The sequence below is a fragment of the Ureibacillus yapensis genome, from assembly GCF_003515775.1.
GTDB lineage: Bacteria > Bacillota > Bacilli > Bacillales_A > Planococcaceae > Ureibacillus > Ureibacillus yapensis.
This window is the reverse complement of record NZ_QWEI01000001.1, coordinates 1-22,780: the sequence shown is the minus strand read 5'-3', so window position 1 is coordinate 22,780 and position 22,780 is coordinate 1. Positions and strand designations below refer to the sequence as shown.

The 22,780-nt window shown below is 39.5% G+C and carries 17 protein-coding genes and 1 other RNA gene; 16 read left to right on the top strand and 2 right to left on the bottom strand.

Annotated features, from left to right (window positions below; all coding sequences use genetic code 11):
- Window positions 1-82: 82 nt before the first annotated feature.
- From asnS to D1B33_RS00075, 4 genes are all read left to right on the top strand, one after another.
- Entirely contained in the window at window positions 83-1,378 is a 1,296-nt protein-coding gene (asnS, locus tag D1B33_RS00090) for an asparagine--tRNA ligase (RefSeq protein ID WP_118874302.1), read from the top strand.
- Between the two features lie 118 nt (window positions 1,379-1,496).
- The gene (locus D1B33_RS00085) at window positions 1,497-2,216 is read left to right on the top strand and encodes a DnaD domain-containing protein (RefSeq protein WP_118874301.1); all 720 of its coding nucleotides are present in this window, start codon (window positions 1,497-1,499) and stop codon (window positions 2,214-2,216) included.
- An 11-nt stretch (window positions 2,217-2,227) separates the two neighbouring features.
- The gene (nth, locus tag D1B33_RS00080) at window positions 2,228-2,893 is read left to right on the top strand and encodes an endonuclease III (protein WP_118874300.1); all 666 of its coding nucleotides are present in this window, start codon (window positions 2,228-2,230) and stop codon (window positions 2,891-2,893) included.
- A complete protein-coding gene (locus tag D1B33_RS00075; protein ID WP_118874299.1) occupies window positions 2,886-3,236 on the top strand; it encodes a YpoC family protein in 351 nt (116 codons plus the stop codon). Before nth ends, D1B33_RS00075 begins: the two co-directional genes overlap by 8 nt.
- 163 nt (window positions 3,237-3,399) lie before the next feature.
- Here the strand turns inward: D1B33_RS00075 and D1B33_RS00070 are convergent, their stop codons facing one another.
- Together D1B33_RS00070 and recU are read right to left on the bottom strand one after the other, a co-directional pair.
- Window positions 3,400-6,102, bottom strand: a complete 2,703-nt coding sequence (locus D1B33_RS00070) for a PBP1A family penicillin-binding protein (protein WP_118874298.1) — start codon at window positions 6,100-6,102, stop codon at window positions 3,400-3,402.
- Window positions 6,103-6,125: 23 nt separating this feature from the next.
- Window positions 6,126-6,743, bottom strand: a complete 618-nt coding sequence (gene recU / locus D1B33_RS00065) for a Holliday junction resolvase RecU (protein WP_118874297.1) — start codon at window positions 6,741-6,743, stop codon at window positions 6,126-6,128.
- A 250-nt stretch (window positions 6,744-6,993) separates the two neighbouring features.
- On the opposite strand from recU, the gene D1B33_RS00060 reads away from it, so the two are divergent.
- The 12 genes from D1B33_RS00060 to D1B33_RS00005 all read left to right on the top strand — a co-directional run bounded on the left by D1B33_RS00060 (window position 6,994) and on the right by D1B33_RS00005 (window position 22,086).
- Window positions 6,994-7,221 carry an endonuclease gene (locus D1B33_RS00060; RefSeq protein WP_118874296.1) on the top strand — a complete coding sequence of 76 codons (228 nt, stop codon included), beginning with the start codon at window positions 6,994-6,996 and terminating at the stop codon, window positions 7,219-7,221.
- Window positions 7,222-7,240: 19 nt separating this feature from the next.
- Window positions 7,241-7,612: a YppE family protein gene (locus D1B33_RS00055; protein WP_118874295.1), complete on the top strand. Its 372-nt coding sequence runs from the start codon at window positions 7,241-7,243 to the stop codon at window positions 7,610-7,612.
- Window positions 7,602-9,878 (top strand): DEAD/DEAH box helicase, encoded by a 2,277-nt coding sequence (locus D1B33_RS00050; RefSeq protein WP_118874294.1) that lies wholly within the window; start codon window positions 7,602-7,604, stop codon window positions 9,876-9,878. Before D1B33_RS00055 ends, D1B33_RS00050 begins: the two co-directional genes overlap by 11 nt.
- A 5-nt stretch (window positions 9,879-9,883) precedes the next feature.
- Window positions 9,884-11,140 (top strand): ribonuclease H-like domain-containing protein, encoded by a 1,257-nt coding sequence (locus D1B33_RS00045; protein ID WP_118874293.1) that lies wholly within the window; start codon window positions 9,884-9,886, stop codon window positions 11,138-11,140.
- 167 nt (window positions 11,141-11,307) lie between these two features.
- The gene (gene gpsB / locus D1B33_RS00040) at window positions 11,308-11,607 is read left to right on the top strand and encodes a cell division regulator GpsB (RefSeq protein WP_118874292.1); all 300 of its coding nucleotides are present in this window, start codon (window positions 11,308-11,310) and stop codon (window positions 11,605-11,607) included.
- Window positions 11,608-11,689: 82 nt separating this feature from the next.
- Window positions 11,690-12,072: RNase P RNA component class B (rnpB, locus tag D1B33_RS00035), an RNA gene on the top strand.
- Between the two features lie 415 nt (window positions 12,073-12,487).
- Window positions 12,488-13,624 carry a THUMP domain-containing class I SAM-dependent RNA methyltransferase gene (locus D1B33_RS00030; RefSeq protein ID WP_118874291.1) on the top strand — a complete coding sequence of 379 codons (1,137 nt, stop codon included), beginning with the start codon at window positions 12,488-12,490 and terminating at the stop codon, window positions 13,622-13,624.
- Window positions 13,625-13,781: 157 nt separating this feature from the next.
- Window positions 13,782-15,683 carry an ATP-dependent DNA helicase gene (locus tag D1B33_RS00025; RefSeq protein ID WP_118874290.1) on the top strand — a complete coding sequence of 634 codons (1,902 nt, stop codon included), beginning with the start codon at window positions 13,782-13,784 and terminating at the stop codon, window positions 15,681-15,683.
- 260 nt (window positions 15,684-15,943) lie between these two features.
- Entirely contained in the window at window positions 15,944-16,957 is a 1,014-nt protein-coding gene (locus D1B33_RS00020; protein ID WP_118874289.1) for a TRAP transporter substrate-binding protein, read from the top strand.
- Window positions 16,958-17,014: 57 nt separating this feature from the next.
- The gene (locus D1B33_RS00015; protein WP_118874288.1) at window positions 17,015-17,500 is read left to right on the top strand and encodes a TRAP transporter small permease; all 486 of its coding nucleotides are present in this window, start codon (window positions 17,015-17,017) and stop codon (window positions 17,498-17,500) included.
- Window positions 17,497-18,771 (top strand): TRAP transporter large permease, encoded by a 1,275-nt coding sequence (locus D1B33_RS00010; protein WP_118874287.1) that lies wholly within the window; start codon window positions 17,497-17,499, stop codon window positions 18,769-18,771. Before D1B33_RS00015 ends, D1B33_RS00010 begins: the two co-directional genes overlap by 4 nt.
- Before the next feature lie 123 nt (window positions 18,772-18,894).
- A complete protein-coding gene (locus D1B33_RS00005; protein WP_158582890.1) occupies window positions 18,895-22,086 on the top strand; it encodes an AfsR/SARP family transcriptional regulator in 3,192 nt (1,063 codons plus the stop codon).
- Window positions 22,087-22,780: the final 694 nt, after the last annotated feature.

Sequence of the window (22,780 nt, the reverse complement as noted above, 5' to 3'; positions counted from 1 at the left end):
GTGCTGGCCTACAATCTTTTAATTATTCAAGCTCGGGCTCGAATTGAACGATAACAAAATTAGTTCTTTGTGGAGGATTAATATGAAAAAAATAATGATTCAAGATATGCCAAATCATATTGGCGAAACTGTAAAGTTAGGCGCTTGGTTAGCAAACAAACGCTCAAGCGGCAAAATTGCATTTTTGCAATTGCGTGATGGTTCAGGATTTGTACAGGGTGTAGTTGTTAAAGAAGAAGCAGGAGAAGAACTGTTTGCAACAGCAAAAAGTTTAACGCAAGAAACGTCCATGTATGTTACGGGAGTTGTGAAGGAAGATTCACGCTCAAGCTTTGGCTGCGAATTGGCGGTTACGGGAATTGAAGTCATTCATGCAGCTGTGGACTATCCGATTACACCAAAGGAGCATGGTGTTGAATTTTTAATGGACCACCGACATCTTTGGTTGCGTTCACGAAAACAGCATGCCATCATGAAAATTCGGAACGAAGTAATTCGTGCAACATATGAATTTTTCAATAATAACGGTTTTGTTAAAATCGATCCGCCAATTTTAACAGGTTCGTCCCCAGAAGGAACTTCCGAACTTTTCCATACAAAATATTTTGATGAAGACGCCTATCTTTCTCAATCTGGTCAATTATATCTGGAAGCGGCGGCAATGGCATTGGGGAAAGTATTTTCTTTCGGTCCGACATTCCGTGCAGAAAAGTCAAAAACGCGCCGTCACTTGATTGAGTTCTGGATGATTGAACCGGAGATGGCTTTCGTGGAACATGACGAAAGCTTAGAGGTACAGGAGCAATATGTATCCCACATTGTTAAATCTGTGTTGGAAAATTGCAAACTGGAATTGGAACGTCTTGGCCGCGATACTTCGAAGCTTGAAAAAGCCCAAGCACCATTCCCGCGTATTTCTTATGATGATGCGATTAAGTTCTTGCACGAAAAAGGATTTACAGATATTCAGTGGGGAGACGACTTTGGGGCACCGCATGAGACGGCAATTGCAGAGCATTATGACAAGCCGGTATTTATTACATGCTATCCTACAGGCATCAAACCATTTTATATGCAGCCACATCCAGATCGAGATGACGTCGTTTTATGTGCAGACTTAATAGCACCGGAAGGATATGGCGAAATTATCGGCGGTTCCGAGCGTATTTATGATTATGACTTAATGAAACAGCGTATTGCCGAGCATAATCTGGATGAAGAGGCTTATGCATGGTATTTGGACTTGTGCAAACAAGGTGCTGTACCGCATTCAGGCTTCGGTCTAGGTCTGGAACGTACAGTCGCTTGGATCAGTGGGGCGGAGCATGTTCGCGAATGTATTCCATTCCCGCGCCTTTTAAATCGTTTATATCCATAATAAGAATGCTTCAAACAATACACTATGGAAAAGCGCTCGTATTTGCGGGCGCTTTTCATTGCTATGAACAACATTTGTGAGATTTTCCCATTGTAGTGGGTGGAAAGGGGTCCTTTGGATGAAAAGCAAGAATCAACGACTCCGATTATGGATCGAACAAGGGAATGTCACGATACCGCAAGCTTTTTTCCAGCATTATAAAAAAATGAAAATATCGGATGACGAAGCGCTTCTTTTATTGCATTTAATCGCTTTTCATGATGAACAAAATTATTTTCCGACACCAAGTGATCTTACCAAAAGGCTTTCTCTTAGTGATAATGACATCAGTGTCAAACTGCAAAGGCTTTTGCAAAAGGGGTTTCTGGAAATCACGCAGGGAATTGATGTGAACGGAATTGTCTATGAACGCTATTCCCTCTACCCTTTATGGGAAAGATTATTGGATTTGCTGGAGACCTCTTCCATTGATCAAGAGATTCAAGATGAAAAAAAAGAAGAAGGCGAAATTTTTACTATCTTCGAACAAGAATTCGGTAGGCTTTTGTCGCCAATGGAAATTGAAACTATTTCCATGTGGTTAGATACGGATCATCATTCTCCCGCAATTATTAAAGAGGCTTTAAAAGAAGCCGTGTTAGCAGGAAAATTGTCATTGCGATATATTGATCGCATTTTGTTTGAATGGAAAAAGAAAAATATCAAAACCGTCAAGCAAGTTGAAAAGATTACGGGGGAATTTCACCAAAAAACGACTGCAGTTCAGCCAAAACGAACAGCTTCTGCAGAAAAAACGCAAAAAGTATCATTTTATAATTGGTTAGAAGAAAGAGAATAAGAGGTGCAACTATGCTTACGAAAAAACAGTGGGAGCATTGTTTGGACGAGATGGACAAAATGTTCCCTGATGCACATTGCGAGCTCGTTCACGATAACCCGTTTGAGCTAACAATTGCAACATTATTATCAGCACAGTGTACAGATGCCCTAGTAAATAAAGTAACGAAAACATTATTTCAAAAATATAAAACACCGCAAGATTATTTGGCTGTTCCTTTGGAAGAGTTGCAAAATGATATTCGCTCGATTGGACTTTACCGCAATAAAGCCAAGAACATCCAAAGCTTATGTCAAAAGCTGCTCACAGAATATAACGGGGAAATTCCGCAAACCCGGGCCCAGCTAGTCACGCTGCCTGGCGTTGGCCGTAAAACGGCAAACGTGGTTTTATCGGTAGCCTTTAATATTCCGGCACTTGCTGTGGATACGCATGTGGAACGTGTGACAAAAAGATTGGGCTTATGCCGTTTGAAAGATTCGGTATTGGAAGTGGAAGAAACGGTAATGAAGAAGACACCGATGGAAAAATGGTCAAAAACGCATCATCAATTGATTTTCTTCGGTCGCTATCATTGTAAAGCGCAAAACCCGCAATGTCATGTTTGTCCGCTTCTGGATCTCTGCAGGGAAGGGCAAAAACGTTTGAAAAAAGGACTGGTAAAAGGTCATGAATAAAGCCAAACGGGAATTAATCGATAAAGAGATAGTGGAGCCATTTTTTGAACAATGGCAAAATCTGAGTGCCAAAATTTATCAATCCCATGAAGTGCGGGATGGACAAGCAAAGAGTTTAATGGAACAGGGAATTGAACTTTTCGAAAGATGCGTTGTCCATTGTTCCGACACTTCCGAGACTGCTGTAAGTGAGCGGGAAGAATACGAAGTTTTGCCCATCAATGGCAAGGAGCGGCTGCAATTTATTAAAGCAAGGCCAGGCCAATATGCATGCTACCGTCAATTGGATGAGTTGTTTAAAGAACTAAAAAAGCGCTTGGCCCGGCTGCGATTAAAAGCATGAGAACAAGGAGCTATCGAAAGAAATTTCAAAGCCAAAAAGAGGGAAACCTTTCTTTCAAAAGTTTTCGAAGGAAATTCAGTTCTCAAGGACAACAATTCTTAATGCTTTAGCAATCATAAAAAAACCAGGTGATTTTATTTTCACCTGGTTTTTTATTTCCTTTTTATTCAGTTGTTTCGGCCGGATTGGTCGGTTGGGTTGGTGTTTGCACTTCACCTTGATTTTCGGTTTCTGAGTCTTGATCTGGTACTACGGTATCCTCCGCATCATCATGTTGATCATTGTTGTTGCCATTGTTGCCGTTGCTATTCCCGTTACCGTTGGAGTTACCATTTCCGTTGCCATTACCATTGTTGCCGTTTCCGTTGTCATTGCCATTATTTCCGTTTCCGTTGTCATTCCCGTTTTCACCGTTATTCTCGTCTTCGCCATTTTCGCCGTTATTGTTATCCTCGCCATCTGTAGGTTCCTCTGGCTCTTCGACTTCAGGTTCTTCAACTTCTTCTTCAAGGAAAAGGGATGTTGACGCAGCGCCACTTCGGACTTCTCCTGAGACTGCAACTACCGAGAAGGCATAGTTGCGGCCTGGTTCTATATTTGAAACCGCTGCAGAAGTTTCGCCGGTTGTAGTAACCACTACAGGCTGTTCGTTGTCGACAGTCACGGAAACTTCAAAGGCAATATCCATATCCTCCGGTGTATTATAGCCCCATGTTAAATCGACCACTGCTCCTTCGGCATTGTAATTCGCTTGTAAGTTCGTTGGTGCAGCCAATTCCACCACTTCGTATTTTTCAGAAACAGCCGTTGGTTCAGTTCCTTTAACAAATAATTCTGTTCGGCGCATATTCGATGGTGTATATTCACTTGCCAATTTTAATGGGCTCGATCCCACTTCGATTGTCGCCTCTACAACAGAACCTGGTTTTTTAAAGTTTTGAGTTTCTACATTAGAAGAAATCTCGGACATAATTGACTTAAATAGATACTGAGGCAGGCGTCGTTCAACCCAAGACGTAATAGGATTCTTTCGCTCTGCATATCCACTCCAAACTGCAATGGAATAATTCGTTGTATATCCTGCAAACCAACTATCCGGTACACTACTGGCTGGTAAACCGAAGTTTCGGAAATCGTCTGCTGAATAGTTTGTTGTTCCAGTTTTACCTGCAATATCAAGACCTGGGATAGCGGCACTTGTGCCTGAAGCGCCAGGTTTGTTGCTCACAACATCACGCAAAATATCTGTTACCATATAAGCGGTGTAGTCGCTCATTGCTACGACTGGTTTGGATTTATAAGATTTTTTCGACCCATCACGATATTCGATTTCTTTAATTGTAGTAGGATCATTATAAACCCCGTTATTTCCGAATGCCGCATACGCAGCAGACATTTGAATTGGGCTTATATTGATATCTCCGCCGCCAAGCGCATCCGATTCATAGACATTTTCGGCTTGGATTCCGAGTCTGCCGATAAATTCCTTCGCTTGTTCAGTTCCAACTTCCTTCAAAGTTTTCACCGCCGGTACATTTCGTGAAGTATATAAAGCTTGTCGAACCGTCATCGCCCCAAGATATTTGTTATCCCAGTTTGAAATCACTTGATCTGAACCAGAATAAGCCATTGGTTCATCGACAATCGTTTGGCCGGTTGACCATTTTAAATTTTCAATGGCCGGGCCATAATCAAGCAATGGCTTGATCGTTGAACCAGGTGAGCGCTTTGTCAAATCGTGGGCAAAGTTAAAGCCCCGGTTGCTGTAATTGCGGCCTCCGCCGATTGCTGCAATTCCACCTGTTTTCGTATCGATTACCGATACCCCGGATTGAATATTCTCCGTCGGGAAGTTCGCAGGGTTGTTCATAATATTTTCAACCGTTGCTTGTGCGTTTGGATCAAGCGTTGTATATACTTTGATACCTTCGGCAAGCGAATCGCCATCGCCGTTTTCTTCAAGTTCGTTTAAAACAACATCCAGGAAGGCTTCGTATTTTACGCCTTCAACTTCTGGACGGTTCTCTTCTGGAAGGAGACGGGAAGTTACATCCACTTTTTTGGCTTCAGCAGCTTCTTGTTCCGTAATCTTTTCATGCTGAACCATTAAGTCCAGCACCAAATCTCTTCTTTGCTGTGCTCGTTCCGGATTTTTGTAAGGATTATAGTTATTAGGACTTTGCGGAATTCCGGCAAGCAATGCCATTTCATCGAGTTCCAGTTCGCTTAGCTCTTTGCCGAAGAAATATTCTGCCGCAGTTCCGAACCCGTAGATTCTTCCGGACATGAGCACTTTATTGAAGTACATTTCGAATATTTCCTCTTTTTCATAATGCTGTTCCAGTTGGATGGCAAGCCACGCTTCCTGTGCTTTACGTTTTAACTGTTTATCGTTGCTCAAGAAAGAATTTTTTACTACTTGCTGAGTGATCGTACTTGCACCCTGAGCGCCAAATCCTTGTGTAAGGTTGGCAATGACCGCACTGCCCAAACGCCAAATATCAATTCCAAAGTGATCAAAGAAGCGAACATCTTCCGTAGCGAGAATGGCATCTACCATGTCTTGCGGTATATCTTCATATTCGACATATTTGCGGCTTTCTGATCCGATTGTTGCAAAAAGTTCTCCGTTTTTATCATAGAATTCTGATGAAATCGGGTCTTTCAATAGTTCTTCATCCAATTCTGGGGCCGAACTCGCATAGTAGGCAAACAACCCGCAGCCGCCAAGCAAGCCTACAACCCCAATTAGGACCAGTGTTAACAGTGTGCGTTTAATCCAGGACGATGCTGGTTTTTTTTGTTTTTTCTTTTGCTGTTCACGTTCGCGTTTTAATTGCTCGCGTGTTCGACGTTTTTCTGCCAAAATGATCTCCTCACTTTAACAAACTAGTATTCTTTGTTTGTTATCATTTTATTGATCGCGGTGATATAGTCAATCCGCGGATTGAAACCGGTTTTGATTTCGATTGTTTTTGTTTCGAATATAGATAGGGGTATTGATTTTCTGCCACCGTCCAGCATAGCCAACCATGCTTCATGAAGTACGGAGAAAGGCAGAACGAAATAGCGATTCAGACTTGAAAATCTCACGATTGTAAATGCAATCCCTTTTTGGTCTGTCACATCTTTCATATGGGCAACTTGATGTTCATGGATATTTTTCAAGGGGAAGCTAGTTTTGCTCTCCGTTTCCTTTGCTTCAAAATCAATATAATACCCATTCCAGACACCATTATAATCCGTTGTTGAAGGGGTACGGAAGTAGGCTTCACGAATGACGGCCGCACTTCGTGACGGGTACTCTACTTTGACGATTTGCACGGGAACAGGTTTCTTATGGACTATGGCGATTTGATGAATTAAATAGTACGTGTTTGTTTCATTTAACTCATCCTCAAGTGTTTTACCTCGATTACTGAAGGAGAAATCTTTCTTCTTCCGAGCAGATTTTGTTTTCGTTGATTCGGCTGGCTTATACGGTTTGCCATTGGGATAATGGATCATCGAAAAACACTCCTTTTAAGAGGATACCCACTTTTGTGAAGTACCCATTGTAAATTATAAAACAAAAAAGGCCATTTTATAAAAAATAAAAACTATATTTTTAATCAGTTTTGTTAAGGCGCCAATAAGAGTTCCATTCTATGAAAAGTTATCGAAAATCTACTTGTTTTAGCAACCTATGTCTAGTTTTGGCAAGCGCAAAGGAATTTGAATACTAGCACGGAAATTAAACATCTAAGGAGGAATGACCATGCATAGAATTCAAATGTTGCTTTCGCAAATAGAATGTATCGATCAAATCATGACAGCCAAAATTGAGAATGAACGTACGAACATCCACGGCGAAATGTTCTCTCAATTAGGAACTACTTATCAGAAAGTAAGCTTAGCAGAAAAGCAGTTTCATGTAAAGAATGCTTGTTCCCCTATTGCTAGTGTTCATAGCGAGAATTTGGTACAATTAAAAGAAGATTATTAGATTTCAAGAGGGGAATAACATGCAACTAATCGAATTATCAAAGCGTTTGTTAAATGAGTGTGATGCGTCAATCAGTCGCTTTCATAAGCAGCGTGAACTTGACGCAACGCCTCAATTTTATGAAGAAGTCAAGCCGCATGCTGATACTATTCATTCTCTTTTAAATGAATGGCAAACACTTGCCTTAAACTGGATGGAACGCAGCCGTCCCAAATATATACATCCATCCCAAATTGAGAACGTCGTGGATGCGATGAATCAATTTACCGTGCAATCTTTTTACAAGGAAACAAGCAAAAAGCGCTTTATACAATCGGTTCAATCCGTCCATTATACATTATCTTTCTTATTGCGACATTTAGAAGAGGAGAGTGGGAAGGATGTTCAGTAAAAAGCGGACAATCGATGAGTTATTGAATGAATGGCAATATGACGAAGAATTAAAGCAAAATATTCTTCACTGGCACACGCTGGAAGCTGCTCCGGCCAGTTTTGCTCCCTTTCCGGACAACTTGCACCCATCAATTCGGAAAGCGTTGGAGTCCCGAGGAATTAACCAACTTTATACACACCAAAGGGAGGCTTTTGATTATGCAGCTAACGGCAAATCATTTACGGCAGTTACCCCCACTGCGTCGGGGAAATCGCTGTGCTATCATTTGCCTGTGCTGCAAAAAATATTGGAGGACCCATCCAGCAGGGCGATTTATTTATTTCCTACAAAAGCACTTGCGCAAGATCAAAAATCCGATCTCAATGAGCTGATTGAAGCAATGGGCGTGGAAATTCTGAGTTATACATATGATGGGGATACTGCACCAGCTATCCGCCAAAAGATTCGTAAAGCGGGGCATATCGTCATGACGAATCCCGATATGCTGCATTCCGGAATTTTGCCGCATCATACGAAATGGGTGTCTCTCTTTGAAAATCTAAAGTATATAGTCATTGATGAATTACATACATATAAAGGTGTATTTGGCAGTCATGTTGCACATGTCATTCGAAGACTAAAAAGAATTTGCGCATTTTATGGAAGCGACCCAATTTTCATTTGCACATCCGCTACCATTAAAAATCCAAAGGAACTTGCAGAGAAGTTGACCAATTCAACTCATGAACTAATCGCTAAGTCTGGAGCGCCGGTTGGCAAGAAAACATTTCTATTCTATAATCCACCGATTGTCCATCCGACGTTTGGCGTAAGACGCAGCAGTATTCTGGAAGTGAAAGATTTAGCATCGCGGTTATTTGAGGCCGGCATTCAAGCAATCGTTTTCGCAAAATCACGTGTTAGGGTAGAAATGCTCGTTACCTATTTAAAGAACTTAACAAAAAACAAAATTCATGATGAATCGATCCGCGGCTACCGAGGCGGCTATTTGCCAACAGAACGCCGAGCCATTGAAAAAGGGCTAAGAGATGGCACAATTCAAGTGGTTGTAAGTACGAACGCCCTGGAATTAGGGGTTGACATCGGTCAATTGCAGGCCTGTATTATGACGGGATATCCGGGCAACATTGCAAGCGCGTGGCAACAGGCGGGCCGGGCTGGTCGTCGTCAAGATTCTGCATTAATCATCTATGTGGCGAATTCGACGGCGCTTGATCAATATGTGGTCAATCATCCTGCGTATTTGCTGGGCAGCTCTCCCGAAGAAGCGCTGATTAACCCGGAAAATATCCTTATTTTAATGGATCACCTAAAATGCGCTGCTTTTGAATTGCCATTTAGCACTGCGGATTCATACGGCGAATTCGAAGTTCAGGAATTGCTTGAGTTCCTGCAAGAAGAGGGCGTTCTAGTAAAAACGAGTTCTACATGGTATTGGATGAGCGAGCGATTTCCTGCTCATGAAGTCAGTTTGCGTTCTGCTTCCCAAGAGAACGTGGTTATTATTGATATGACTATTCCAGCCGGCACAAAAGTAATTGGGGAAATGGATACTTATAGTGCCATGACGCTTTTGCATGAAGAAGCGATCTACCTTCACCAAGGAACGCAATTTCAAGTCGAGGAACTGGATTGGGAAGAAAAGAAAGCATACGTGCGGGAAGTGGATGTGGACTACTTTACAGATGCAAATTTGGCGGTAGAATTAAAAATATTGAATGAAGACCGAAACGCCGCTTATAAATCGGCTACCGTCAGTTACGGGGATATCAGTTTGTTGGCCATTCCGACCATCTTTAAAAAAATCCGTTTCGGGACGCACGAAAATATCGGGTCAGGGAAAATTCATATTCCCCCACTTGAAATGCATACAAATGCTACGTGGATTTCCTTTAACTTACCGGAAAATTGGTCGGAGGAAATGCTGACGGACGCACTAACCGGAGCAGCCTATGCGACTGGTTCATTTATACCGCTGTATATACAATGTGATCGAAGTGACGTATCCGTAGTGCCGCAAGTAAAGTCGGCCCATAATGAACAACCAACCTTATTTATCTATGATAGTTATCCGGGTGGAATCGGATTGGCGGAAAGAGTCTATCATATTTTGGGACCGATTTTGGAAGAAACAATCCAGCATGTGCGCAGTTGTCCATGCAAAAGCGGCTGTCCATCTTGTATTGGCGCTCAAGATAGTTTGAATGAAAGCAAGGATAAAGTAATAAAAGTACTAACCATTTTAAAGAATGAAATAGGGTGAAGCCCATGTCTTACGAAAATAAAATGCTGCAGTTAAAACAAAAGCTTGGCAAAAAGAAAGAACCATCAAACGTAAAGCCCGTTTTTAATAAACCTGAAAAACCGTTCTATCTTGACGATTGGGAAAGAGCAGGGCTTTCGGTGGTAGAAAATGAGTTCGGCGTATTATTTAAACGGGAAGTGACTTATCCGCTCCATTACCAGCATGGTACCTATCAGTTAGGTTTGTTTTTTGAGGCAATCGAAAAATGGCAGAATGCAACGATTGAACATCCCTATGCCCTCACATTTGATGAATCGATTGTTTTTTTTGATACCGAAACAACTGGCTTAAAAGGGGCAGGGACAAATATCTTCCTGTTGGGTTTACTGGATGCTGCTGAAGATCAATTTGTACTGACGCAATATATTTTGGCAGATCCAGCAAACGAAGCAGCTTTCTTATTTGAATCCAAATTTTGGCAAAACACAAAGACGATTGTTTCTTACAATGGAAAAAGTTTTGATTGGCCACAGGTTGAAACGAGATGGACGCTTAATCAACATGTCTTGCCTAAGTTGCGTAAACAAAAACAAATCGATTTATTACATAGTTCAAAAAGAATATGGAAAAATAATTTGGAAAGAATGAAATTAACGAAAGTGGAGGAAGAAAAACTGGGATTTAAAAGAAATGGCGATATTCCTGGTTTTTTGGCACCCATTATTTATACTGATGCAGTAAAAAGCGGAAATCCTGACGCCCTAATGAAAGTATTGCATCATAATGAGTGGGATTTGCTATCGTTGGTCACTCTCTATATTCATTCTACAAATCTATTGCTCGAAAAAAAATTAAACGAATCAGCTGCTACTTATACAAACATCGGCAAATGGTTCGGAGATTTAAAACACTCGAATGAAAGCGAGCAGCTGCTTGCTGCGGTAACGACATCTTATGAAAATGTTGAATCGGGATTGGCGCATTATTATCTGGCATTCCAGCTAAAACGCAAAGGCCGGTATATCGAGGCAAAAAATTCTTTTGAAAAAGCCTTATTATTTATAGAAAATAGAGAAAAACTAAGAGCATTCGAACAGCTCGCCATGATCTATGAACATCAAATGAAGGATTATGAAAAAGCTTTGAATTATATAAATGAAGGGCTAGTCTTTTTGGAACATAATTCGTTTATGAAAATGGAACAGAGAATTAAACAGCGTGCGAACTGGCTAAAAAGGTTTCAAAGGGTTGAAAACAAACTGTTGAACAGTGAAAAATAATTTCCCAGGGAAGCGCATATTTTGACATTCTTCACAAGTTCTATTTGTGTCGAATTTCGTCAGAATATGGTATAGTTATTTTTCGAAATGGTGACTTTAAATCCCTTTTACTGCATTCATATGATATAATTGGAGTATGTACCGTATCGGATGGAAGGGCGATGTGAATGGAAATTAAATTAAATTCAAAAATCATATTAGAAAAAGAATTTAAAAAATCAATGAAAGGTTATAGTGTTGACCAGGTTGATCAGTTTTTGGATCAAATCATGGAAGATTACGATAACTTTGAAAAAATTGTGGAAGAATTACGAGCTGAAAATAATCGTTTAAGAGAAGAACTAGAAAATAATGCGGCAAGACGTGCTCCGGTAGCCCCTCAGGCAACGGGAAATACAAATTTCGATATTTTAAAACGTCTTTCGAATTTGGAAAAGCATGTTTTTGGAGCTAAGCTGTTTGAATAATTTAATTCTTTAAAATAAATTGATTTTCATTTATTTATTGAAATTGTAATGATTTTTTAGTATAATAAATTTTGTCATAGTTCAATTCGAGTAATCGCTGCAGCTCTTGAAGTTGTAGAGGAAAGTCCATGCTCACACGGATCTGAGATGACCGTAGTGTTCGTGCTTACTGAAAAAATAAGGTAAGGCAAGCTATATGCTTGACGGCGGAAGGATAACCTAAGTCGATTCGATATGGTTAACACTTCCTGAAAGTGCCACAGTGACGGAGCTTTATTGGAAACAATAAAGGTGGAACGAGGTAAACCCCACGAGTGAGAAACCCAAATTATGGTAGGGGCACTCTCCAGAAGGAAATGAACGGATGGAGGGACGTTGGTATTCCAGCGTAGATAGATGGTTACTACCCGATTCGTACGAGACTTCGGTCGTTTGAGTACCCGGGAACAAAACATGGCTTATGAATTTTCTATGATTTAAATTTGGTACTAAGAATAAACAAGAGTGAATTTAAAATTAAGAGGCTCTCCATTTCAATTGGAGGGCTTTTCTTTTAGTGATAAGATGGAAATCGAAGGAGAAGTTCCCTTATTTAAGACAGTAATGGGACAGTAGGTATGGCAATGAAGCTGAGGTTGTCCCATAAAATGCAATAATCAGACAGCAAAGTGGAAAGTAACGCACGAATTGTCTTGAATAAGCAACTTTTTAGAGAAGTAAATTCAAGTAGAATGTGTCAAACCAATGCAAATTGTAGGACACGAAGCTCATACTTATATAATAACATTGATTAATTTACCAAAGATAGGTAAATATTAAATAACACGAAGGTTTACTTGAAAATAATTATGGAATTTGAAGGCCAAGGAGAAATTGAATGATGTCAAAATTTCAATTAGTAGCAACTGCTGCAATGGGGCTTGAAGCAATCGTTGCACAAGAAGTACAAGATTTAGGTTATGAAACAAGAGTAGAGAATGGAAAAGTTTATTTTGAGGGCGATGAAACGGCCATTGCGCGATGCAATCTTTGGCTGCGCGTGGCGGATCGGGTCAAAATCGTGGTTGGCGAATTTCCTGCTTATACATTTGATCAATTATTTGAAAGTACAAAAGCGATTAATTGGGAAAACTATTTACCGGTCGATGCGAATTTCCCGGTTTCGGGTAAATCGGTGAAGTCCAAGCTATATAGTGTGCCGGATTGCCAAGCAATCGTAAAAAAAGCAATCGTCGAACGAATGAAATTCCATTATAAGCGCTTAGGCTTTCTTGATGAGTCTGGTGCAGTCTATAAGATTGAAATATCGATCTTAAAAGACGTCGCCACTTTAACCATTGATACTTCCGGTACGGGTCTGCATAAGCGCGGCTATCGACAGCACCAGGGGGAAGCGCCGCTGAAAGAAACGTTGGCGGCCGCTTTAGTGAAAATTTCAAAATGGAATCCGAACAGACCGTTTGTCGATGTATTTTGTGGTTCGGGAACAATACCATTGGAAGCGGCGATGATCGGACAAAATATCGCACCAGGCTATAATCGTGAGTTCATCTCCGAGGAGTGGCCATGGATGAAAGCAAAATTATGGGAAGATGCCCGCAACGAAGCGGATGATCTGGCAAACTATGACCAGCATCTGGAGATTATCGGCTCTGATATTGATCATAAAATGGTTGCCATTTCCCAAGAAAATGCACTGGAAACTGGTTTTGGCGATTTAATTACATTTAAGCAAATGCAGGCAACCGACTTTACTACAAGGCTGACGGATGGCGTGATTATCTCGAATCCTCCATACGGCGAGCGGATTGGCGAAAAAGAAGAAATTGAAAAAGTAATTCGCGACTTTGGAACATTGATGAATCAATATCCAACTTGGTCTGTTTATATGCTGTCTTCGATGGAAAACTTTGAAGAATTATATGGCAAAAAAGCTACAAAGAAACGAAAATTATTTAATGGTTTCATCCGAACGGATTTATATCAATACTGGGGCCAAAAATCTAACCGCGAATAAAAATAATTGAAACCATCACACGTAACATATATTGAAGTATATACTTTTAATAACGGAAGGGGCTTTACCCTTCCGTTTCAATGTGTAATTTCCCCTTATATTTGACCTATAGAATTTCATTTGATGTATGTGAGGTACTATGAAGGAGATTAAATAAATGAGACAATCTTTACCTTTTGAATTATCGAAGGACCGTTCCTTTTTTGATTCGCTCGGCGACTGGATGGGCGATGTGCTGTATGATGAATTGCCTGAAAAGGGATTTGAATGCCGTGATGAACAAATTTTCATGGCCTACCAAATTGAACAAGCGCTAAAAGAAAAAAATGTTTTATTTGCCGAGGCAGGGGTTGGGACAGGAAAAACGATCGCATATCTGCTGCCTGCCATTTCTTATGCGCGTTACACGGGTCGTCCGGCATTGATTGCTTGTGCGGATGAAACATTAATCGACCAGCTTGTTAAAGAAGGCGGCGATATTTATAAATTAACAGAGCACCTTGGTTTAACGATCGATGTTCGACTGGCAAAATCGAGAGACCAGTATTTGTGTTTAAAAAGATTTGAAGAAACGGAAAAAGTAGTAACGGAAGAGTGGATCGATGACATTGCCATGACCATCCCGGAAGCTGTATATGCACAGGGTTCTATGCTAACGGTAAGTCCTTATGGGTCCAGAAGCGATTATCCTTCCGTAAGTGACGAAGATTGGCAGAGCGTCAATTATAATGCCATTATGCAATGTTCTGTATGCGATTTGCGCAACCGTTGCGGTCAAACTTTGCATCGTGCACACTATCGCAAGTCTTCCGATTTAATCATTTGTTCACAGGATTTCCTGATGGAACATTTAGCTACGAAAGAATCCCGTGAACGTGAAGGTCAGTTGCCTTTGCTTCCGGAAGTTTCAATGATTGTCCTGGATGAAGGGCATTTATTGGAATATGCAGCGCAAAAAGCCATGACCGTGAAAGTACAAAGCTATACGATTGTTAATCTGCTGGAACGGTTGATGGTCGATGGCGTTCGGGAAAAAACGCTGAATGCAATGGAAAGACTGCAGGACCATCATGAACTGTTTTTCGATCAATTGCGTGATGATGTAGTACCATCGCAGGAAGAACGAAAAACGATTAAAAAGTCGGAACGCCTATTAGCCATTGGGAAACAATTAATACTGGATGTAGAAAAGCTCTTAGAAGAATTTGTCTTTGAATCCGAGTTATATATGATTCCAGAATATGAATTAAATATGGCTGAAGAATTCCTGGAGCAATATGAAGCGGCCATTCGGATCTTTGTTGCACAAGGAGATGCAGTAGATTGGCTGGAGGAAACGGACGGGGAAGAAACGCTTGTCATCATGCCGCGCTTGATCACGGATGTGCTGGAAGAAAAGCTGTTTTCCAAGAAGTTGCCAATTGTCTTTTCATCCGCTACTTTGTCGGTGAAGAAAGACTTCTCTTATATCGCCTATAGTTTAGGAATCAAAAAATATCAATCATTCAGCGTTCCTTCGCCGTTTGATTATGATGAAGTAATGAAGGTCTATTTACATGAATGCACTCAACAGGAAAAAGTGTCAAAAACTGAACAACTTTTGAAAGACGGAAAGCAAACGCTGATTTTATTTAAATCCAAGCAGTCCATGCTGGATTTCAAATCAGACTTATCCATGCTGTCGAAGTTAACGGTTGCTTTTGAAGGCGATCGTGAATTATCTGCGATTGTTCGGGATTTCCAGGAAGGTTCCGTAAAAACATTGTGTGCGTATCATTTGTGGGAAGGCCTTGACTTGCCGGAAGAAGCATTAACGCGCGTGGTGATTTATGATTTGCCATTCCCGCCACATGATCCATTGTTTGATGCAAAAAGAGCATTTGCCGAAGATCCATTTGAAGAAGTCGAATTGCCGTTTATGCAATTGCGCCTTCAGCAAGGGATCGGGCGATTGATACGTACTTCCAGTGACTATGGGGATATCCATATTCTTATGAACGAGGAAGAATCACGATACAAAGAACAATTTGTCGACATTTTGCCGGTTGACCCGAAGTAAATGAAAAACAAAAGCTCCCTGTCGGGCTTTTGTTTTTTTTTTTTGAAAATATATAATTTTCGCTCCCAGTGTTTTTTCGAAAAAAATAAAAATTTTAATATAGTAAATTAGATAATTTATATTGAACTTTAATTCTAACTTACAAACATTTTTCGGGTGAAATATAGCGCTTCCACACATAAAATAAGAAATCAATATATTTAAGCAGCAGGAGCAATAGTCAGTGTTATAAATGTAGATTGATTAAAAGGAGTGTATTTATGAAAAAGCAATCAATTATTCTACTGTTTGTCGTGTGCCTTACTTTGCTGTTAGTTGCTTGTGGAAATTCGGACGAAACTTCTAAGGAAGCTAGTGAAGAGAAAATTGTCTATCGACTTGGACATGCTGCTCCTGAAACAGATCCGGCGGGATTGCTATCCGATAAAATGGCGGAAGATTTAAAAGATTCTACTTCCGAACAAATTTCATTGGAAGTTTTCCCTGGTGCTCAACTAGGTGGGGAAGTGGAAATGGTAGAGCAAGTGCGTTCGGGAACAATTGATATGGCCATTGTAACAGGCGGTGCATTATCCAATTTTGTAGAAGAAGTGGCATTCCTGGATCTTCCCTTTTTATTTGAAGATTTAGAACATGCTAGAGAAATTTTAAAAGGGGAAGTCGGAGATAAATTAAAGGCAAAGGCAGAAGAAAAGGGACTTAAAATACTAACCTTTTTTGATTATGGTATCGCCAACATCTCAAATAATAAAAGGGATATTTACACGCTTGAAGATGTGAAAGGATTGAAAATAAGAACCTTGGAAAATGAAATTTTCATGGACACGTTCCGTGCTTTGGGAGCCGATCCAGTGCCGATTCCTTTCCCAGAGCTTTATACTTCGATTCAACAAGGGGTTGTGGATGGTACCGACCCATTAAATGTAACCATGACAGGCGGCAAGATTTATGAAGTAAATAAACATCTATCTAAAGTGGGAATTAGCTATCGTGCAGGTGTAATTGTGATGAATCTGGATAAATACAACCAATTAAATGATGAGTTGAAATCCAAATTGGATACTGTAATTGCTGAAAGTGAAAAATATTATCACGATACCATTAATCCTGAGTATGAAAAAAGCGCCGAAAAGTTAATGACAGAACATGGCGTGAAAATTATTGAAAAAGACGAAATCGATATCGATGCATTTAAAGAAGCAGTAAAACCTGTATATGATAAACACGAACCTAAATACAGTGAATATATTTCAATCATAAAAGAAAGCCGATAAAAGAATTTCAGGTCCCTTCCTTTTGGGGACTTTTCATCTTATTCTTTGGAGGAGACTATGTATCATAAACTTGTTCTCAATGTAAACCGATGGACACAGTATCTGACAATGGCATTATTAGTGATTATGGTTGCTCTTGTATTTTTGCAAATACTGATGAGGGAAGTGGTGGATTATTCATTTTCCTGGACTGAAGAGGTGGCTAGATATTTATTGGTCTGGGTTTCCTTTTTGGCTAGTGGGTTTGCCTATCAATTTGGCGCACATATTAGTATCGAAGTCTTTGTGAAAAAATTTAATGACCGATTCAATAAAATGATTAAAATTATTGTCTCACTCATCGCGATTGTTTTTGCAATCATCCTAATCATTACAGGGATGGAACTGGCTCTGGAAAATTCAATGAACAAATCACCGGCACTGCGTTTGCCAATGGGAGTCGTCTATTTAGCAATACCCATTGGAGCTTTTCTGCAGATTCTCAATATAATAGATTTGCTGTTTAGCAAAAATTCAACTAGCGATGCCGAGGTGAGTGAATGAGTCTACTTTTATTTATCCTATTGCTATTTTTATTTATCATTAATGTCCCAATTGCAATAGCTCTTGGGCTGTCTACAGTTATCGTCATACTGATTACTGGAACTATTGAGTTAAGCACATTGCCGCATCGGATGTTTACTACACTGGATTCATTTCCTTTATTGGCTGCACCTTTTTTCATTCTGGCAGGCAAAATCATGGAGCATGGTGGAATTTCTGACAAGATTGTTGAGTTTGCCTCAAGTTTGGTAGGTCACTTAAGAGGCGGTCTTGCTCATGTATCTATTGTTGCTTGTATGTTTTTTGCAGCGCTTTCAGGATCGGCTGTTGCAACAACGGCAGCAGTAGGGGCTCTCATGATTCCCTCAATGGTAAAAGCCGGATATAGCAGGGAATTTGCTGCATCCGTTCAGGCAGCTGGAGGAACAACCGGCGTCATTATCCCGCCGAGTGTGCCTATGGTAATGTTTGCGGTAAGCGCAGGAGTCTCTGTCAGTGATTTATTTATTGCCGGAATTATTCCCGGAATCTTTATCGGATTTTCATTGATGATATGGGTGTATATTTATTCGTTAAAGCATAATATACGAAGCAATGAAAAATTTGAGTTCAAGAAAGCAGTCAATAGTGGGTTCAGCTCATTCTTGGCGCTATTGATGCCGCTGATTATTTTAGGGGGTATTTACAGTGGTACTTTCACCCCCACGGAAGCTTCCGTGATAGCTGTTGTATATGGATTTGTTATTGGAAAATTTGTCTATAAAAAAATTACAATGGAAGTTATGAAAAAAATAATCCTGGATACCGTTGTTGTGGTTTCCACCTTATCTGTTATTATTGCATCAGCTTCGTTCTTTGGATTTTACATCACAATCGAAAGGTTGCCACATGAATTAGCTTCAATGATTTCCAATATGAATCTCCAACCAGTTGTTGTCATGATGGTCATTATCATCTTCTTGTTAATTGTTGGAATGTTTATTGATGAAATTTCCGCCATTATCATCTTAACGCCAATTTTACTGCCTATTGTCACGGCAGTGGGGATTGATCCAGTTCATTTTGGGTTATTAATGATTATTAATTTGACAATTGGTCTTTTAACGCCACCTGTGGGCTTAAGTTTATTTGTTGCATCAAAGGTGGGAAATATATTACCGGAGAAAATGATCAAACCACTTATTCCATTTATTGTTATCATGACTTTGGATGTAGTTTTGCTCTACTTATTGCCGCAATTAAGTATAGGTGTTGTAAATATTCTTTCTTAAAAAAATATTTAACTGGTTAACATTTTGAGATAAAATATCTTAAAAGTTAACCTTTTTTCTGCTTTTTAAGCATATTATTCTACTAATGACATTTACTTTCACATGAAAGGGAGGGCAGAAATCATGCAAAATGTTCTTATTTCAAAGCTGATCCCACCTGATCCATCCATCTATTATTTAAGGAGAAGCAAACTATTAAAAAAACTATCAAAAAGCAAATTTGCTAAGTTAACGATTGTTCATAGTGGTGCGGGTTTTGGGAAAACCTCTGCCGTGGCCCAATTAATGGCAGACAGCCAACAGTTGTTCTCGTGGTATCAAGTGTCGGAAGAAGATGATGATGCCATTCCTTTCTTTAGACACCTATTCTTCAGTATTCAGCACATTTTCCCGCCGTTTGGTAGCGCGATGGGGAAATGGGACAATTTTTCGGGGTTCTTGAAACTGGAAGAATTAAATAAATTAGCCTTGCTCTTTATAAATGAACTGCATAAAATCAAAAACCCTCTATTTATCGTGATTGATGATTTTCATGTTGTGCATCATGTTTTTCAAATCAATTATGTACTTAATAAAATCATCGAAAATCTTCCACCCGAAATCCATGTGGTGGTCGCATCAAGAATTTACCCCAATTGGAATTGCATTTTACCGTTAAAGATGAATGGAAAATTAATAGAGTGCAAAGAGGAAGACTTTATTTTTACAAAAGAAGAAGTTGCTGTGCTATTCGAGGATTATTACAATCGAAGCTTAACGACGGAAGAAGTGAATGATGTTCTTTCAATAACCGAAGGCTGGGCAATAGCTGTTTGCTTATTGGCGCTGCAGTCAAATGATTCTTCCCTTGCAATTGAAGAAATCAAGAATTTATCTTTGCATGATTTTTTTTCATATCTTTCCGAAGAGGTGTTTGAGAATTTAAAAGCAGAAGAGAAAGAATCGTTATTAAAATGCAGTATTTTTCAAACCTTCACGTTGGAATTGCTGAAAGAATTTTATGAAGAAGAAGTGGCCGGACAAATTAAGGCAATTGTCCAACGGCAATCGTTTATCCAACCATTGGTGGGATTCCAGGAATTTCGTTTTCATGCATTATTTCATCAGTTTTTGGAAATCAAATTGCTTGAAAGAAACAAAACGGAATATCAGGAACTGCATAAAAAAGCAACCGTTTATTTTACAAGGCAAAACCATGCAGTAAAAGCGCTATACCATAGCATGAAATCAAAAGATGAACAGTTGATCACGACTAGCTTGGTGCATTTTGCTAGTTACTTTATAGAAGCGGGCCAATTCGATTATTTTTTGGAAAGACTTAGAGAGCTGTCATTAGAGAATAAGAACACCAGTTATATCCTGTACTTTTACGAAGGCGAGTGTCAGCGCTTTAAAGCTCAATACGAAAAAGCAAAAAGAGCGTATGAGGAATGCTTGAGGCTAGCGGAGAAATCCAACGACAATTTTGCTGCTTTTAAAGCCAATGCAGGGATGGCCCATATTTATCTAGACACGATTCAGCCCGGTTTAGCCGAAAATTATTTAATCGAGGCGCTAAAGCTTTCCGAAGTGGTGGAATTGGAACAAGGGGAATACTATCAGCTGGAACGCCAATATGCCGAAAATTTAGTGAACCTGGGAAGAGCGGGAGAAGCGGAACGGCGCGTGTATGCAAAAAAGCTGCCAGAGCATGTGTTGATGCAAGGCAATTTAGATGTGCGCATTCTTCTTAGACAAGGGAAGTTGGCTGAAGCAAATCGTCTGATTCGAAAGAGGGAGGGGCGGGAATCCCTGGCATTGGATGCCCATCGCGAGACCGATGTATTGCATGCCTTAATCCTGACGTTGATGGGAGACCTGGAACAGGCCTTTGAATATGCCATAAAAAGCATCAGAAATAGCGTCAAGGACCATGCCCAATATTCGGAAGCCGTTGCTTATTTGCGCAAGGGACATGCCATGATGCTATTATTTCCGGATTCATTGTCTTCAGCAGAAAGCTGCTATCTAAAAACAAATGATTTAATGGACCATATTCAAGTTACAAGAGCGAAAGCGGAAAGTTTTATGGGTTTGGCCATTGTAAAATCAAGACAAGGATTGATGCAAGAAGCCATTTCTTCTGTGAGCCAAGGTTTATATGAAACAGAAAGAGTTCAGGATCAATGGGTTTCAGCACTGCTCTTTACTGCGTTGACTCTCATATATGTTGAAAATGGAGAATTTGAAAAAGCGAATCATAGTGCGCAAAAAGCAAATGAACTTTACTTAAAGAGCCCTGATCATTTTGGTGAAATGGTAAGCAATTTTTGGCTTGCCTACATTGCCTGCAAACAAGGGAATGGTGATGAGTTTAATCATTATTTTTTACAATTCCTTACGCTCTGCAATGAACACCATTATTATTTTTTCATCAAAAAACAGACACTTTTTGGACCGAAAAGCTTCCATGTATTTTTGGAAATGATCAACGAATGGTTGAAATTTAATCCCAAAGAACAACAACAAGCACTGTTATCACTTTTTCAGATAAAAAAAGAATCTGTCATCCCCAAAACCTCATTTTCGCTGCAATTATTCGGTCCTTTTACAATGGTCCGGAACCATGAAGAAATCATCCAAGATAAAGAATGGAAAAGGGAGAAAGCAAAAGAACTCTTTATATACTTGTTTATGAACCAGCATCGCTATGTATCGAAAGAAGAAATTATGAATACATTGTGGCCGAACAGTGAAGAACAATCGATGAACCGCGATTTTAAAGTTGCCTATAATGCGTGCTTAAAGGTAATCGAGCCAACTCGCCTGGCAAGGGATGAAAGTGCCTATATTGGGAGAAAGCAGAGCATGTATCAATTGCATCAAAACAAAGCCTTTACAAGTGATGTGGACGATTTTAAGAGGTTTGCGGCGAGAGGATTGGAAGAAAAAGATCCGGCAATTGCTCTGGAATGGCTGTTAAAAGCGGCTTCTTTGTACAAAGGAGATTTACTGGAGGATTTATCATCGATAGAATGGCTGACTCGGGAAAGAGAACAATTACGACGAACAAATATCATGGTGATTGAACGGATTGCCCAAAATTATACAAGGCTAAAAGAGTTTCAATCCACCATTGATTGGGCAGAGAAGCTCATTCTTCTTGAGCCAACCTGGGAAGAAGGCTACAGACTTCTGATGCTTGCTTATTATTATCAAAATAATCGGGCGCAAGCCGTAAAATGGTATGAAAAATGTGTCGAGGTGCTGGACGATGAGTTAAGTATTGCACCTATGGAAACGACCAATGAAATATTTGATATGATCACGCGCTAATTGTTTTATACAGTTGGCGTTTTTTTATGAGGCAATAGGGCGAAAATTTCCTTAATAACTATAAAAGCAGTGTGTTCATTTTTTGTGCTGACAAAGAGAAAAGTTTACTAACGGATTCGTTGTTGAGAATATCAATTAATAGATGCTTGAGAGTGAAGCGAAATAGTATGGGATTTAATTCGCAATGATTTGAAAACTTTCAAAGATAGAAAAGATCTATACTAAAAAAGTTTATACTAACATCAAGATAATAATTAGTTAGAGGAAAAAAAGTAACACAAGAATTAAAATGTATTTTGATAAACTTCGCAGAGACCTTAATTTTGTTTTTTATATAGTAGGCAATTAAAAGATTGATTTTAGATATATTTTTTGTTGACCAAATTATTATTTCGTGATACTATTGTTTAGCGTCGTTAAGAGACGTTAATAATTTAAAAGCATAATACAAAATGACTTTTAATAAGTTGTTGACAAGATGTAAGTTATTTTGATATAATAAATTCGTTGTTGCTTCGGCAATGAAAAATATTATAAAAAATAGTGATTGACAAAAAGTGATTCTATTTTATATAATAAAGTTCCTGTCTCGGATAAAGACGGGTAACAAATGAACCTTGAAAACTGAACAACAAAACGTTAATGAATATAGTTTCTTCTATAATAAGAAACAAAAAATTTGGACATCAAAATT